We start from the raw sequence: 15289 nt of genomic DNA, 5'->3' as shown, positions 1-15289 counted from the left end.
CACCGCGCTCCGGCGCCGGCCGTCCCGCGCCCCGCACCAACGGCACCGGCGGGCGGCGGCCCGCCAACCCGCGGCTGCTGCGCCAGCGGATCGTCGTCTTCGTCGTGGTGACGCTGCTGGTGGCGCTGGGCATCGCCCTCGCGCAGGGCTGTCAGGGGCCGGAGCGGTCGATGGGCGACGGGCGCGTGCGGGAGGACGTACGGCAGGAGCAGTCGTACGAGCCGCTGGTGGGCGAGGAGACGCGCGAGCGGTTCGCCTCCACCGCGGACGGCGACTGAGCCTCCGGGCGCGCCGGGACCTGCCCGTGCCCCGGGGTCAGGCGTCCGGGCGGCCCGCCGTCACCGCGTAGAAGGCGACCGCCGCCGCCGCGCCCACGTTGAGCGAGTCGACGCCGTGGGCCATGGGGATGCGGACGCGTTCGTCCGCCGCGGTCAGGGCCTTCCGGGACAGGCCGTCGCCCTCGGCGCCGAGCATCAGGGCGACCCGGTCCATGCGGTGCGGGGCCGCCTCGTCGAGGGTCCTGGCGCTGGCGTCCGGGGTGAGCGCGAGGAGCGTGAAGCCCGCCTCGCGGACCGCGTACAGGTCCTTCGGCCAGGCCTCCAGCCGTGCGTAGGGCACCGCGAAGACCGCGCCCATGGAGACCTTCACGCTGCGCCGGTACAGCGGGTCCGCGCAAGTAGGGGAGAGCAGGACCGCGTCCATGCCCAGGGCGGCGGCCGAGCGGAAGATCGCGCCGATGTTGGTGTGGTCGTTGACCGACTCCATGACCACGACCCGGCGGGCGGTCCCCAGCACCGACGCAGCCGCCGGCAGCGGCTTGCGCTCCATGGAGGCGAGGGCGCCGCGGTGCACGTGGTAGCCGGTGACGCGCTCGGCGAGCGCGGGCTCCACCACGTACACCGGCGCGGGGAAGTCCTCGACGACGTCGCGCATGACCTCGACCCACTTGGCGGAGAGCAGCATCGAACGCATCGGGTAACCGGCGTCGACGGCCCGCCTGATGACCTTCTCGCCCTCGGCGATGAACAGGCCCTCCGCGGGTTCGCGCCGACGGCGCAGCTCCACGTCGGTCAGGCCCGTGTAGTCGTGCAGGCGCGGGTCGTCGGGGTCGTCGATGGTGATCAGTTCGGCCACGGTCGTGCTGCCTCGTTCCCTGTGTTCCCTACGGCCGGCCGGGGGCGGTGCCCGGCCCCACGCGCACGACCTCACCGATGACGATCACCGCGGGCGGCCGCACGTCCTGGGCCACCACGGTCTCCGCGACCGTGGCGAGGGTGGCGTCCACCCGGCGCTGCGCGGCCGTGGTGCCCTCCTGGACCAGGGCGACCGGGGTGTCCGCGGGCCTGCCGTGCGCGACCAGGGTCTCCGCGATTCTGCCGATCTTGTCGACGCCCATCAGGACGACCAGCGTGCCGCGCGCCTTCGCCAGCGCCGGCCAGTCGACCAGGGAGCGCGCGTCGTCCGGCGCCACATGGCCGCTGACCACGGTGAACTCATGGGCGACGCCCCGGTGGGTGACCGGGATGCCGGCCGCGCCCGGCACCGAGATCGAGCTGGAGATGCCGGGGACGACCGTGCAGGGGATGCCGGCCTCGGCGAGCGCCTGGACCTCCTCCATGCCGCGACCGAAGACGAACGGGTCGCCGCCCTTCAGCCGTACGACCGACTTGCCCTGCTTGGCGTGCTCGACGAGCGCGTTGTTGATCGCTTCCTGGGCCATGAACCGGCCGTAGGGGATCTTCGCCGCGTCGATCACCTCGACGTGCGGCGGCAGTTCGGCGAGCAGGTCGCGCGGGCCGAGCCGGTCGGCGATGACGACGTCGGCCTCGGCGAGGAGGCGGCGGCCGCGCACGGTGATCAGGTCCGGGTCGCCGGGACCACCGCCGACGAGGGCGACGCCGGGGGTGCGGGTGCGGTGCTGCGGGGCGACGAGGGTGCCGTCGCGCAGGCCCTCGACCACGGCGTCACGGATGGCGGCGGTGCGGCGCGGGTCGCGGTCGCTCGCGCTGGTGGTGAGGACGGCGACCGTGACGCCCTCGCTGTGTCCCGTCGCCGGGGTCCAGGCCGTGGCGGCGTCGGCGTCGTCGGACCGTACGCACCACACGCGCCGGCGGTCGGCCTCGGTGGAGGCGGCGGCGTTGGCGGCGGGGTCGCTGGTGGCGATGAGTGCGTACCAGGCCTCGGCGAGATCGCCGTCGGCGTAGGGGCGCCGCTCCCAGGTGATCTCGCCCACGTCCGCCATCGCCTCGACCGAGGGGGTGGCTGTGGGGGACACCAGGAGGACGTCGGCGCCCGCCGCGATCAGCGCCGGGAGGCGGCGCTGGGCGACCTGGCCGCCGCCGAGGACCACCACTCGGCGGCCGGTGAGGCGGAGGCCTACGGGGTAGGCGGGGTGTTCGGCCATGGGCATCGGCGTACGGCTTCCTGCGGGGCTACTGCGGGACGGGTGCTGCGGCACGGGCTACCACAGCTCTGGGTGCTGCGGCATCGGAGCGCCCCTGACGTGCGCATTTTAAATGCGGGGACCGGGGGCGTCACCCCCGGTTCCCGCCGGTACGGCCCTGCCGGGCCTACTTCTCCGTCACTCCCGCCGAGTCGAACGTCGCCACCTCGTGCATCGCCCGCGCCGTGCTCTGGATCATCGGCAGGGCCAGGAGCGCGCCCGTGCCCTCGCCGAGGCGCAGGTCCAGGTCGACCAGGGGGCGCAGGCCCAGCTTCTTCAGGGCCGCCACGTGGCCCGGCTCCGCGCTGCGGTGGCCCGCGATGCAGGCCGCCAGGACCTCGGGGGCGATGGCGCGGGCCACCAGGGCGGCGGCGCCCGCGCTGACCCCGTCCAGGATCACCGGCGTACGCAGCGACGCGCCGCCCAGCAGCAGGCCCACCATCGCGGCGTGCTCCAGGCCGCCGAACGCGGCGAGCACGCCGATCGGGTCGGCCGGGTCCGGCTGGTGCAGCTCGATGGCACGGCGCACCACCTCGGTCTTGCGGGCGAGGGTCTCGTCGTTGATGCCCGTGCCGCGACCGGTGACCTCGGCGGGATCGGTGTCCGCGAACACCGAGATCAGCGCGGCCGACGCCGTGGTGTTGGCGATGCCCATCTCACCGGTGAGCAGCGCCTTGTTGCCCGCCGCCACCAGGTCGCGGGCGGTCTCGATGCCGACCTCGATGGCCTGCTTGACCTCCTCGCGGGTCAGCGCGGGACCGGTCGTCATGTCGGCCGTGCCCGCGCGGACCTTGCGGGGCAGCAGCCCCGGGGTCGCGGGCAGCTCGGCGGCCACGCCCACGTCCACCACGCACACCTCCGCGCCCACCTGGGTGGCGAAGGCGTTGCAGACCGCTCCCCCGCCCAGGAAGTTGGCCACCATCTGGGCCGTGACCTCCTGCGGCCAGGGGGTGACGCCCTGGGCGTGCACCCCGTGGTCGCCCGCGAAGACCGCGACGGCCGCGGGCTCCGGGATCGGCGGCGGGCACTGGCGTGACAGGCCGGACAGCTGCGCGGAGATGATCTCCAGCATGCCGAGCGCGCCGGCCGGCTTCGTCATGCGCTTCTGCCGCTCCCAGGCCTCGCCGAGCGCCTTGGCGTCCAGCGGGCGGATGCCGGCGACGGTCTCGGCGAGCAGGTCGTGCGGCTCGGCGCCGGGCAGCGCGCGGCGGCCGTACGTCTCCTCGTGCACGACCCAGGACAGCGGGCGGCGCTTGGACCAGCCCGCCTGCATCAGCTCGGGTTCGTCCGGGAACTCGTCGACGTACCCGACGCACAGGTAGGCCACGACCTCCAGGTGCTCGGGCAGGCCGAGCACGCGGACCATCTCGCGCTCGTCGAAGAAGCTGACCCAGCCGACGCCGAGTCCCTCGGCGCGGGCCGCGAGCCAGAGGTTCTCCACCGCGAGCGCGGAGGAGTACGGCGCCATCTGCGGCTGCGTGTGGCGGCCCAGGGTGTGACGGCCGCCGCGGGTGGGGTCGGCGGTGACGACGATGTTGACCGGGGTGTCGAGGATGGCCTCGATCTTCAGTTCCTTGAACTGCTTGGCGCGGCCCTTGGGCAGCGACTTCGCGTACGCGTCCCGCTGGCGCTGGGCGAGTTCGTGCATCGCGCGCCGGGTCTCCGCCGAGCGGATGACGACGAAGTCCCAGGGCTGCGAGTGCCCGACCGACGGCGCGGTGTGGGCCGCCTCCAGGACGCGGAGCAGCACCTCGTGCGGGATGGGGTCGCTACGGAAGCCGTTGCGGACGTCCCGGCGCTCGCGCATCACGCGCAGCACGGCTTCGCGCTCGGCGTCGTCGTAGCCGGGGGCGGCGGGGCCGATGGGCTCTCGGGCTTCTGCCACGGCGGCCGTGCTCACTTCTTCCTGGTTTTCCTGGTGGTGCTGGTGGTGCTGCTGGTGGTGGTCTTCCTGGTGCTGCTGGTGTGCCGGGGCCTGCCGAGGTGCCAGGTCCTGCTGAGGCGCCTGGTCCTCCTGGTCCTCCTGGTCGGCGGCCCTGGTGTCCAGGTCCTCCGCGCTCTGCGCGACGTCGGGGTGCAGCTCGGCGGGGTGCACCGCGTCGTGGGGAGCCGCGGGTTCCGGCGCGGGCTCGGCCGTGGCGGGTGCCTCGGGCCGGCGAGGGGCGGGGACCGTGGCGCCGGGTGCCTCCTCCGCGAGCGGCTGCTCCGCGTCGGTCACCTCCGGCTCATCCGTGGGCTGGGCTTCCCGGGGCTGTTCCACCTGCGGCGGCTGCTCGGGGTGAAGCAGCTGCTCGGTGCGGACCGGCTGCTCGTCGGTCTGGAGCGGCTGCTCGTCGGGCAGTGGCTGGGCCGAGGGCACGGCGTCCGGCAGAGGCACGGCGTGGGCGGCCGGGGCCGTGGGGGCCGCCTCGGCGACGGCCTCGAGCGGCGCGACGTCTTCCTCGACGGGGACGGCGGGCACGGCCTCTTGGGCTTCCTGCGCCTGCTGACCGGCCTGCTCCTCGGCGGCGGGTGCCGGCGGCTGCTCCTCCTCCGGCGGGAGGGCGGCATCCGGAGCGGGGACGACGGCTTCGTCCGCCGCGGGGGCAGGCCGGTCGTCCACGGGCCGGGCGTCCTGCTCGGTGGGCTGCGCGTCCTGCTCGACGGGCTGCGGCTGGGCTTCGGGCTGGGCTTCCGCCACGTCCGCCACGTCCGGGGCGTCGGCGACCTGGACGGCCTGGGGCACCTCGGCGACCGGGAGTTCGTGTGCGGGCTGCTGCTCCTGCTCCTGCGTCGGCTCCTGGCTCCGGCTCTGCTCGGCCGGCTCTTCCTGTCCGGCCGCCGGGCCGTCCACGGCCACGGCGACCTCGACCTCGACCTCGGCCTCCGTCTCCGCGGGCTGCTCGGCCTGCGGAGCCGGTGCGGTCCCGGGGGCCGGTTCAGGCTGCGGCTCCGGCTCCGGCTGGACCTCGGTGTCCTGCACGGTCTGCTCGGTCGGCACGGTCTGCGTCGCTACCGCCTCGCCCTCGACCGCCTCGTCCTCGGCCGCCTCCGCAGCTGGAGCCGCAGTCGCAACCGGAGCCGGAGCCTCCGGGACCGGAGCGGGCGCCGGAGCGGTCACCGGAACCGCCACCGGAGCCGCCGCCGGCACGGTGACCCAGGGCGACGCCCCGGTGGTGGCCTCCGCGTGCTGGGGCGCATCCAGGTACTCGGGGCCGCTCGCGGGCGGTGCGGCGTGCCGTACGGCGGCGGGCGGCGTCGGAGCGCCGGCCGGGCCGCGGTCGGCGAGGGACCGGACGGGGCTGGGGGTGGTGCCCGGGGTCGGCGGGGCCAGGTAGGGAGGGCGGCGGGTGACCGGCGACTGGGGCACGGGCGCCGCGACCGGCGCGCGGAAGGGCGCGGCCCCGGGGGCGACGGGGCGCGTCTCGGACGTACGGACGGCGCTCAGGTCCACCGCTCCGCTGTCCCGGCCGTCCGTCTCGTGCGGACCCGGCTCGTGCACGACCTGGACGACCGGCTCGGGAGCGGGTGGCGGCACCTCGTTGCCCCAGGCGCCCTGCGCCCCCGGCAGCAGCAGCTCTTCGTCCTCGGCGGAGGTCTCGGAGAGGTAGGTGTACGCACCCGGCGCGTGGACGCCCGGCTGCTCCACCATGCCTGCGCTCTCCGGCAGTCCCTCGCCCGGGACCTGGCCGGTGTCGGTCATGCGTAACCCCTCGCCGATCGGTAAGTGCTTCTGGTCCAGCTGGCCCGGAACGGCGCACCGACCGCCCCGCGATGAAGAACGAGCGTGCGTGCCGAGCGGCACGAAACGACCCGTCCGCACGGACGACAAAGACCGTTCACCGGCATTGTCCCGGTCGCTCCGCCGTCGCGTCAGCTTGATCCGCGACGGCCCGCTGTGGACTGCGCCACGTTGCGCGTCCCTTCGGTACCGCCCTACCGCACACGGCACCAAAACGGGCACGCTTTCCGGACATTGGCCTACGAAGCATGAAGGTGCCGAAATGCGGTACGACGATCGGCCAGCCTACCGCGCCGGCCGGACGACCGGATCACGGGGAACGTCCGGACGGCCCTCCGCTCCCCTCCCGTCGCGCCGCTGGAGTTGACCCGTGAGCAGGAAGGCGACGCTCCGCTCCTTCTCCGTCCAGGCCCGGGTGTCGAGTTCGACGGACTGCAGGAGGGCGCAACCGACGTCGTAGCCGTGCTCCGACAGGGACCTGCCGATGAGTTCGGCTGCGTCGCGGGTCGCGGCGTGCGTGACGATGCGCTCCGGGCGCCGGTCGGCGACGGCCGAGACGACCGCCGCTGAGCCGCATCCGACGCGGACGACATCGGGTTCGGGCAGGTTCTCCAGGACATGCGGGGCGGTGCCGTGCACGACCTGCAGCTGGACGCCGTGCCGGCGGGCCGCCAGCGACGTACGGCCGCAGGCGTCGGCGTCGTGGTCGACGGCGATGACGGCGGCGCCGCAGCGCGCGGCCTCCGTGGCGAAGGCGCCGCTGCCGCAGCCGATGTCCCACACCAGGTCGCCCGTGCGCGGTCCGAGGCGGGCGAGTTGGGCGGCGCGCACCACTTCGGTCTCGCCCTCGCCGAGCCCGCCGCCGTACACCTCGGCGGGCAGGGCCCAGCCGCGGGGCCCGGCGGCGGGGTCGCGGCCGGCGATCCAGCCGCCGTCCTCGGCCGGGGCGACGGGGCCGCCCATGACGATGACGACGTTGGGGTCGCGCCAGGTGTGGTCGGCGGCCTTGTCGGAGGTGACGACGGTGACGCGGTCGCGGTCGGTACCGAGTTCCTCGCAGATGACGAAGGTGCGGTGGACGCCCTCGAGCAGCAGGCCCAGCTCGGCGGGTCCGGCGCCGGGCGCGGTGAGCACGGCGACCTTGTGGTGGGCGCGGCAGACGTTCACCGCGCGGCGCAGGGTGCGGGGGTGGGCGACGACCACCTGGGCGTCGTCCCAGGGCATGCCCGCGCGCGCGAAGGCCGCGGCCACGGCGGAGACGCCGGGCACCACCTCGACCTCCAGGCCGAACTCGGGGGCGCGCAGGGTGCGGACGACGCCGAAGAAGCCCGGGTCCCCGTCGGCGAGGACGACGGCGGTGCCGCGGTGGCCGGCGATGCGGCGGGCGGCGAGCGCGACGCTGCCGAGCCGGACGTGTTCGGCGGACGGGGGGATCTCGGGGAGCGCCAGATGGTGGGCGGCCCCGGCCACCAGGGTGGCGGCGCCGAGGGCGGAGCGTGCCGCGGCGGTCAACGGCGAGCCGTCCCAGCCGATCACCGTGACCCGGTCGGCCATCGTCGTCAGTCTCCAGTGGTGCGTGCGGCAAGAGCGTGGGGGGCGCCCGAACCGGGCTCCGTGAGGGTACCTGGTCGACCCGGGAGGCTGCCGCGCCGGTCGTGCGTCAGGGGCCGGGGCGGGTGCGGCCCCGTGCGGGAACGGCTCAGTTCCAGTGCGAGAACGACGTGAAACCGCCGGTGTCGGCCAGTTCCTCGCTGACGCCCTCGAGGTCCTCGGGGAGCAGGCTCCAGACGATGTAGTCGGTACGCACGTCGATCCACCCCTCGTCGGTCCGCGCACGCGCTATGCAGGCGTTGCGCAGGACGCCCTCGCTGATGCAGCCGATCTTCTGGGCGACCTGCTGGGCGGCGGTGTTGTCGGCGGCCGTGCGCAGCTCGATGCGCTCGAACTTCTGCTCGTGGAACAGCCATTGCGCGGTGGCGAGCGCCGCCTCGGCGGCGTAGCCCTCGCCGCGCGCCCAGGGGGCGACGACGTACGACAGTTCCGTGCCGCGCACCTGCCAGTCCGTCCGGGTCAGCTGGATCAGGCCGACCAGCCGCTGGGTCAGGAACTCGGCGACGGCGAGGTGGAGGCCGTGGCCCGCGGTGCGTTCGCCGGGTGTGTACTCCGTGAGCCAGGCGCGGGCGGCGTCCTCGGTGAAGGGCTGGGGCACGTCCGTCCAGGCCGCGACCAGCTCGTCGTTCATCATCTCGGTGAGGGCCGGGACGTCGTCCTCGTCGAGGGGGCGCAGTACCAACCGCTCCGTGCTCAGGGAGATGTCGGGGAAGGTGGTAGTCATGCGCCGCTCCGTAACCTTCGAAAACCACGGGTCCCTGCCGGGTCCTGCTGAACTGCCCAGCATGCAGCATGAAAGCACCGAACCGCACCACCGGGTCCGGCCCCGTCGCCCGGAGGGCGCGCTCCACCCGGTGGTGCGGTGCGTGGTGCGTCAGCCGGAGGTGACGGGCAGGACCGAGCCCGCGTACTTGTCCTCGATGAACTTCCTCACCTCGGCGGAATGGAGCAGCGTGACGAGCTTCTCCACCCGGGGATCGTCCTCGTCGCCGCGCTTGACGGCGAGGACGTTGGTGTACGGGTTGTCGGTCGCGGACTCCAGCAGGATCGCGTCCTCCGCGGGACTGAGGCCCGCGTCCTGGGCGTAGTTGTTGTTGATGACCGCGGCGTCCACGTCGTCGAGCGAGCGCGGCAGCTGGGCCGGCTCCAGTTCCCTGAACTCCAGGCCCTTGGGGTTCTCGGCGATGTCCGCGGGGGACGCGTCGGCGCCCGCGTCGTCCTTGAGCGTGATGAGGCCCTCGGCGACGAGCAGGTCCAGGGCGCGGCCCTCGTTGGTGGTGTCGTTGGGCACGGCGACGGTGGCCCCGTCGGCGAGCTCGGTGACGTCCTCGACCTTCTTGGAGTAGACGCCCATGGGCGGCAGGTAGACCGGTGCGACCGCGACCAGCTCCGTGCCCTTGGACTCGTTGAAGTCCTTCAGGAACGGCTCGTGCTGGTACAGGTTCGCGTCGAGGGAGCCTTCCTGGAGCGCGGTGTTCGGCAGGACGTAGTCCGTGAACTCCTTGACCTCCAGCTTCAGGCCCGCCTTCTCGGCGAGGTCGTCCTTGATGTACGTGAGGACCTCGCCGGCCGGGACCGGGGTGGCACCGACGACGAGCGTGTCGTCGGCGCCACCGCCGCTCCCGGCGGAGTCCGTGCCCGAACCGCAGGCGGTGAGGGCGAGGCCGAGGGCCAGCATTCCGGCCGCCGCGGGCAGGACGGTCTTGCGCATGTTCACTCTTTCCCAGGTGCTCGCGGATCGCTCAGAAGGAGGCGATGACGGAGCCGTCGTACTCGTCCTCGATGAACTTCCTCACCTCGTCGGAGGTGAGGAGCTCCTTGAGCTTCGTCACCCGCGGGTCGTCCTCGTTGCCCTCCTTCACGGCGAGGAAGTTGCCGTACGGGCTGTTGTCGGCGGACTCCAGGACGAGGGCGTCCTCGGCGGGCTTGAGGTCGGACTCGATGGCGTAGTTGCCGTTCACCACGGCGGCGTCCACGTCGTCCAGGGAGCGCGGGGTCTGGGCCGCCTCGAGCTCCTTGAACTTGAGGTTCTTGGGGTTCTCCGCGATGTCCGCGGGGGTCGCCTCGCTGCCCACGCCGTCCTTGAGCGTGATGAGCCCATTGTCTGCGAGGAGCTTGAGGGCGCGCGCCTCGTTGACGGTGTCGTTCGGGACGGCGATGGTCGCACCGCTCTTCAGGTCGTCTGCCTTGTCCACCTTGTTGGAGTACAGGCCGAGCGGCTCCAGGTGCACCGTGACGACGGGCACGATGTGGGTGCCGTTCTTCTTGTTGAAGTCGTCGAGGTACGGCTGGTTCTGGAAGTAGTTGGCGTCCACGGAGCCGTCCTCCGTCGCCGTGTTCGGCGTGACGTAGTCGGTGAACTCCTTGACCTCCAGCTCCAGCCCCGCGTCCTCGGCCAGGTTGTCCCTGACGAAGTTGAGGATCTCGGCGTGCGGGACGGGGCTCGCGGCGACGACGAGCGGACCGCTCGCGTCGTCGGAACCGGAGTCGGAGTCTCCCGAGCCGCAGGCGGTCAGCCCGAAGGTGAGGGCTCCGGCGGCGAGGACGGTGGTGATCTTGGCGGTGTTACGCACGAAAAGTGCCTTTCCTGTGGGTGATGCGACCCGTCTTGGGTGAACGGGGGAACTGGGGGCGGGGCACGGAGCGGAACCGGCGGGCAGGACTGCGTCCCTTCTCCGGTTCGGTCCCGCCGTGGCGATTCGATCTCCGGGGCGGCCGGGCCGCCAGGGCGGTTCGACCGCTCGGGCGAACGCCGCCGGCCGGCGGGACGTCCGGCGGCACCGCTCCGGCCGTGGGGACGGCACCTGGGCGGTTCAGCCGTTCGGGCGTCCGCCGCCCGGGCGGCCGGACCGGCCGTCCGGTGCCGCGCCCGACGCTCAGGCGACCTTGCCGACCTCGGTGGAGGCCGGCCCGGTGGACCCGGCCGCCGGGCTGTCGGGCTCCTTGGCCTTCAGCAGCCGCAGCTTCGGGCCGGGGCCCGAGCGGCCGCCGCGCCGGTGCAGTCCGCGGGCGGCGAAGTCACCGGCGAACTGGATGACCGAGATGACGACCGCGAGGATCGCCACGGTGATCCACATCAGCCCGGTCTCGAAGCGCTGGTAGCCGTACCGGATGGCGATGTCGCCGAGGCCGCCGGCGCCGACGGTGCCGGCCATCGCGGAGTAGCCGATGAGGGCGACGACGGTGGTGGTGGCCGACGAGATCAGGGAGGGCAGGGACTCCGGGACGAGCACCTTGCGGACGATGGTCCAGATGTTGCCGCCCATCGACTGCACGGCCTCCACCAGGCCGTGGTCCACCTCGCGGACGGCCGTCTCGACCAGGCGCGCGAAGAACGGGATGGCGCCGATGGCGAGCGGCACGATCGCGGCCTCGCGGCCGATGGTCGTCCCGGTGATCCAGCGGGTGAAGCTCATCAGCGCGACCATCAGGATGATGAACGGCAGCGAGCGGGCCACGTTCACGACCTGCCCGATGACCTTGTTGGCCACGACGTTCTGCAGGAGTCCGCCGCGGTCGGTGAGCACCAGCAGGATGCCGAGCGGGAGACCGCCGACGACGGCGATGAGCGTGGACCAGCCCACCATGTAGAAGGTGTCCCAACACGCCTGCTCCAGCAGCGGCTGCATCTCGGACCAGGTCACTTCGCGGCACCTTCCTCGGCGGGTACGGGCTCGGTCGCACGGCCCTGGACGTCGATCTGCAGGCCCTGCTCGCGCAGGAAGCCGATCGGCACGACGTTGTCCTCGTAGCGGCCGGGCAGCTCGATGCGCATGCGGCCGACCTGCTTGCCGGCGACGGTGTCCATCGCGGCGCCGAGGATCGATATGTCGATGTTGTAGGTGCGCGAGAGCTGCGAGATGACGGGCCGGCCGGCCGCGTCGCCGTGGAAGGTGACGTCGACGACGGTGCGGTCCTCCCCGGAGGCCTCGCCGCTGACCGGGAAGAGGGCGGCGGCCAGCTCGGAGCCGGGGGTCGCGAGGAGTTCGCTGACGGTGCCCGACTCGACGATGCGGCCGTTCTCCATGAGGGCGGCGGAGTCGCAGACGCTCTTGACGACGTCCATCTCGTGGGTGATGAGGAGCACGGTCAGGCCGAGCTGCCGGTTCAGGTCGCGCAGCAGCTGGAGGATGGAGCGGGTGGTCTCCGGGTCCAGGGCGCTGGTGGCCTCGTCGGAGAGCAGCACCTTGGGGTCGCCGGCCAGGGCGCGGGCGATGCCGACGCGCTGCTTCTGGCCGCCGGAGAGCTGTGCCGGGTAGGACGCGGCCTTGTCGGCGAGACCGACCAGGTCGAGCAGTTCCAGGGCCTTGCGGGAGCGGTCCTTCCCCGAGACGCCGAGGATCTCGAGGGGCAGCTCGACGTTGTCCTGCACGGTGCGCGAGGAGAGCAGGTTGAAGTGCTGGAAGACCATGCCGATGCGGCTGCGCGCCCGGCGGAGCTCCCGGCCGGCGCGGGAGCCGCGGCCGGCGAGGGCGGTGAGGTCCTGTCCGGCGACGCTGACCGTGCCGGCCGTGGGCCGCTCCAGCAGGTTGACGCAGCGGATCAGCGAGGACTTGCCGGCGCCGGACTGGCCGATGACGCCGTACACCTCGCCTTCGCGGACGTGGAGGTCGACGCCGTCCAGGGCGGTGACCTCACGGCCGCGCGAGCGGTAGACCTTGGTGAGGCCCGTTGTGGTGATCACTGGGGTTTCCGTCACTGTCGAGTGCGCGGCGCTTCGTGTGCGCCGGGCACGGGGCATGCATGGTCGGGAACGGCCGGAACGCTGCACGGTTCTCGCGGTGGCGGTGCCAACCTGGGAGACCAGGAGAAACGTGTGCGCGGGGCGTGGCTCGGGCGCGTACGCGAGGCGTACGGCGGACCCGGGCGGCGCTCGCTTCGGGGCGCGAGGCTCTGCGTGGTGCGGGGGCCCTCTAGGAAGCACACATTCGACACATACAACGAGCACCGGGCGTCAGGGTCGCCTCGGTCGCCGGGGTGCGGACGCTCGTCGTGGTCATGCGATCAGTAAACCAGACACACGTTCCCCACCGACGGACGCCGTCCACATGCTGGACGGCGTCGGTCGGGGCGTCACCCGCCCACGGAGGCGCGCCGGACCCGTCAGGACCGTACGGAGATCTCGATGCCCTCTTCGGTGACCAGCACGGACAGGGCGGACAGGTCCTCGACGACCAGGTCGGCCTCCAGCTCGTCGGCCCGGTGGGTTGTGGCCAACGCCACGGTGGTCATGCCCGCGGCCCGGCCCGCCCGCAGCCCGGCCGGAGCGTCCTCGAAGACGACACAGCGGGCCGGGTCGACGCCCAGCTCACGGGCCCCGAGGAGGTACGGCTCGGGGTCGGGCTTGCCGCGCGTGACGTCGTCGGCGCAGATCATCGCCTTCGGCCGGATACCGACGGCGCCGAGGCGGGCCTCGGCCAGGCGCCGGGTGGCGGAGGTGACGACGGCCCACACGTCGGCCGGGAGCGCGCCGAGGAGGTCGCGGGTGCCGGGGAGCAGGTGGACGCCGCCGTTGGGAACGTCCTCCACCTCCAGCTCCTCGATCCGGGCGACGGCCGCGGGGACGGCCGCGGCGGGCACCAGGTCGGCGGCTATCGCGGCGGCGGTCCGCCCGTGCAACTCGACGCGCGCGAACGCCTCGGTGACCCCGTACTCCTCCGCCCACCTGGTCCAGCACCGCTGCACCGACTCGAGGGACGAGACGAGCGTCCCGTCGTTGTCGAACAACATGGCTTCTGCACGAATCCTCATGGTCCCGACCCTACGGGGACAGCCCGGGGGCGGGGCCGTCGGGCCTTTTGGCCCGTAATAGGGTCACGGCATGCTTGTTGCCCTGACGGTCGCGACCGCCGTCGCCGCGCTGCTGCTCGCCGCCTGGTGCGGCTGGGCCGCCTACCGGGACCAGCCGACGAAGGACTGGCACTTCATCGGCATGGGCGTGGTGACGCTGCTGGCACTGGTGCAGCTGGTGGTCGGCATCGTGCAGCTGGCGCGCGGCGAGGACCCGGAGCAGGGCACCGTGATCTTCGTCGGGTATCTGCTCGGGGCGTTCGCCTGCGTCCCCGTGGCCGGCTTCATGTCGCTGGCCGAGCGGACCCGCTGGGGCAGCGTGACCGTCGCGGCCGGCGGCGTGGTGCTCGCCGTGCTGCAGGTGCGGCTCTACGACATCTGGGGAGGCTGAGGTGGCACCCACCGACAGGACCGCCGACGGGGCCGTCGACGGAACCCCCGGCACGGCCGGACGGACGCGGCTCGTCCGCGGGCCGGGCATGCTGCTCGTCTGGCTGTACGGCGTGATGGTCGTCGGCGCCGTCTCGCGGTCCGCCGTGCAGATCTCCACCGAGTTCGAGCACGCCCCGCTCGCCTACTCGCTCTCCGCGCTCGCGGGCCTCGTCTACGGCTTCATCACGTACTCCCTCGTCCGCGGGGGCGAGCGGGCCCGCAGGGCGGCGCTGGTGTGCTGCGCCGCCGAGCTGGTGGGCGTGCTGGCCGTGGGCACGTGGACGCTGGTGGAGCCGTCCGCGTTCCCGGACGCGACGGTGTGGTCCGACTACGGGATGGGCTACCTCTTCATCCCCGTACTGCTGCCGCTGACGGCCATGTACTGGCTCCGCGAGGGCGCCCGCTCCTGAGACCCCGGTAACGGGGTCCCAGGAGCGGGGATCAGGCCGTCGCCGCGTACGACCGCGCCGGGGCCGCCTTCTCCAGGACGATCATGGGGACGCCGTCCGCGCCCTTCGAGGTGCCCACGCTCTCGTAGCCCACGCGCTGGTACAGACGGCCCTCGCTGCGGTGGCCCGCGTGCAGGCGGAACCGGGTGGCGCCGTGCTCCTCGGCGAGGGTGGCCTCGGCCGCGCGCAGCAGGCGGGCGCCGATGCCGTGGCCCTGGAGCCTCGGATGGACGCAGAGCTTGCCGATGGCGGCCGTGCCGTCCTCGGTGAGCGCGCCGCGCACGGAGCCGACCACCTCCTCGCCCAGCCGGGCCACGAACACACAGTCCGTGATGACCTCCTCGCGGACCGATTCGAGGCTCTGCAGGAGCGGGTCGATGCGGTAGTTGCCGTAGAGGGCGGCCTCGCTCTGGAAGCACAGGTACTGCAGCCTGAAGATCTGCTCGGCGTCCTGCTCGGCCGCCACGGAGATGGTCACGCTCATGCCCATGTGTGCACGCCTCCCGCTCACCTGTTGTCGTCCCCCACACCTATCCCCGTGGTGGGCGCGCCGCAACCTCCACGGCAAGCATTCGACGCAGACATCCCAGGCATCTGGAGCGTTCCGGTCCCAGACTCCCCTGTGAGATACCCAACTCACCTGCGATCTCCCGATACGTGAGGTCCCGGGGAGACAGAAGGGCCGCGAGGAGTCGGGGGCACCGGCCGGGCAGCCGGCGGACGGCGGAGTGGAGCGCGCGGCGGCGTGCGGCCGCGAGTGCCTGCTGTTCGGGCCCGGGCCGGCGGTCGTCGGCGGGTTCCGTCCCGTAGGGGCGCTCGCGGCGGGCCGTGCGGCGGGTGCGG

General features: G+C 73.3%; 13 protein-coding genes and 2 pseudogenes. 3 read left to right on the top strand and 12 right to left on the bottom strand.

The features are described from left to right. Window positions 1–278, top strand: a pseudogene (locus UW392_RS25885) (serine/threonine protein kinase); the annotation flags it as partial. Window positions 279–315: 37 nt separating this feature from the next. On the opposite strand, the gene UW392_RS25880 reads toward UW392_RS25885, so the two are convergent. The 10 genes from UW392_RS25880 to UW392_RS25835 form a co-directional block, all read right to left on the bottom strand. Beyond that, complete coding sequence (locus tag UW392_RS25880) at window positions 316–1134, bottom strand: RNA methyltransferase (protein ID WP_320777526.1); 819 nt, start codon at window positions 1132–1134, stop codon at window positions 316–318. A 28-nt stretch (window positions 1135–1162) separates the two neighbouring features. Then, on the bottom strand, window positions 1163–2404 hold the full coding sequence (cobA, locus tag UW392_RS25875; protein WP_320777525.1) for a uroporphyrinogen-III C-methyltransferase: 1242 nt from the start codon (window positions 2402–2404) through the stop codon (window positions 1163–1165). Window positions 2405–2570: 166 nt separating this feature from the next. Beyond that, window positions 2571–6125 (bottom strand): nicotinate-nucleotide--dimethylbenzimidazole phosphoribosyltransferase, encoded by a 3555-nt coding sequence (gene cobT, locus UW392_RS25870; protein WP_320777524.1) that lies wholly within the window; start codon window positions 6123–6125, stop codon window positions 2571–2573. 324 nt (window positions 6126–6449) lie between these two features. Next, window positions 6450–7718, bottom strand: a complete 1269-nt coding sequence (cbiE, locus tag UW392_RS25865; RefSeq protein WP_320777523.1) for a precorrin-6y C5,15-methyltransferase (decarboxylating) subunit CbiE — start codon at window positions 7716–7718, stop codon at window positions 6450–6452. Between the two features lie 145 nt (window positions 7719–7863). Then, window positions 7864–8499: a GNAT family N-acetyltransferase gene (locus tag UW392_RS25860; protein WP_320777522.1), complete on the bottom strand. Its 636-nt coding sequence runs from the start codon at window positions 8497–8499 to the stop codon at window positions 7864–7866. A gap of 150 nt (window positions 8500–8649) precedes the next feature. Then, on the bottom strand, window positions 8650–9486 hold the full coding sequence (locus UW392_RS25855; protein WP_320777521.1) for a MetQ/NlpA family ABC transporter substrate-binding protein: 837 nt from the start codon (window positions 9484–9486) through the stop codon (window positions 8650–8652). Between the two features lie 31 nt (window positions 9487–9517). Further along, window positions 9518–10348 carry a MetQ/NlpA family ABC transporter substrate-binding protein gene (locus UW392_RS25850; RefSeq protein WP_320777520.1) on the bottom strand — a complete coding sequence of 277 codons (831 nt, stop codon included), beginning with the start codon at window positions 10346–10348 and terminating at the stop codon, window positions 9518–9520. Between the two features lie 303 nt (window positions 10349–10651). Next, window positions 10652–11419, bottom strand: a complete 768-nt coding sequence (locus UW392_RS25845; protein ID WP_320777519.1) for a methionine ABC transporter permease — start codon at window positions 11417–11419, stop codon at window positions 10652–10654. After that, window positions 11416–12459 carry a methionine ABC transporter ATP-binding protein gene (locus UW392_RS25840; protein WP_414496698.1) on the bottom strand — a complete coding sequence of 348 codons (1044 nt, stop codon included), beginning with the start codon at window positions 12457–12459 and terminating at the stop codon, window positions 11416–11418. The genes UW392_RS25845 and UW392_RS25840 overlap by 4 nt, the downstream gene beginning before the upstream one ends. 419 nt (window positions 12460–12878) lie before the next feature. Continuing rightward, complete coding sequence (locus UW392_RS25835) at window positions 12879–13526, bottom strand: HAD family hydrolase (protein WP_320777517.1); 648 nt, start codon at window positions 13524–13526, stop codon at window positions 12879–12881. A 70-nt stretch (window positions 13527–13596) separates the two neighbouring features. Here UW392_RS25835 and UW392_RS25830 point away from each other — a divergent pair, with 70 nt between their 5' ends. Both UW392_RS25830 and UW392_RS25825 read left to right on the top strand, forming a co-directional pair. Next, the gene (locus tag UW392_RS25830) at window positions 13597–13956 is read left to right on the top strand and encodes a hypothetical protein (RefSeq protein WP_320777516.1); all 360 of its coding nucleotides are present in this window, start codon (window positions 13597–13599) and stop codon (window positions 13954–13956) included. 88 nt (window positions 13957–14044) lie between these two features. Beyond that, window positions 14045–14407, top strand: a complete 363-nt coding sequence (locus tag UW392_RS25825) for a hypothetical protein (protein ID WP_320777527.1) — start codon at window positions 14045–14047, stop codon at window positions 14405–14407. Between the two features lie 31 nt (window positions 14408–14438). Here the strand turns inward: UW392_RS25825 and UW392_RS25820 are convergent, their stop codons facing one another. Together UW392_RS25820 and UW392_RS25815 are read right to left on the bottom strand one after the other, a co-directional pair. Continuing rightward, entirely contained in the window at window positions 14439–14936 is a 498-nt protein-coding gene (locus tag UW392_RS25820) for a GNAT family N-acetyltransferase (protein WP_320777515.1), read from the bottom strand. Between the two features lie 40 nt (window positions 14937–14976). Continuing rightward, window positions 14977–15289: pseudogene (locus UW392_RS25815) on the bottom strand (sigma-70 family RNA polymerase sigma factor); the annotation flags it as partial.

Source organism: Streptomyces sp. CRN 30 (genome assembly GCF_034105845.1).
Note: the sequence above shows the minus strand (reverse complement) of the source record. Positions and strands in the feature narration are given on the sequence as shown.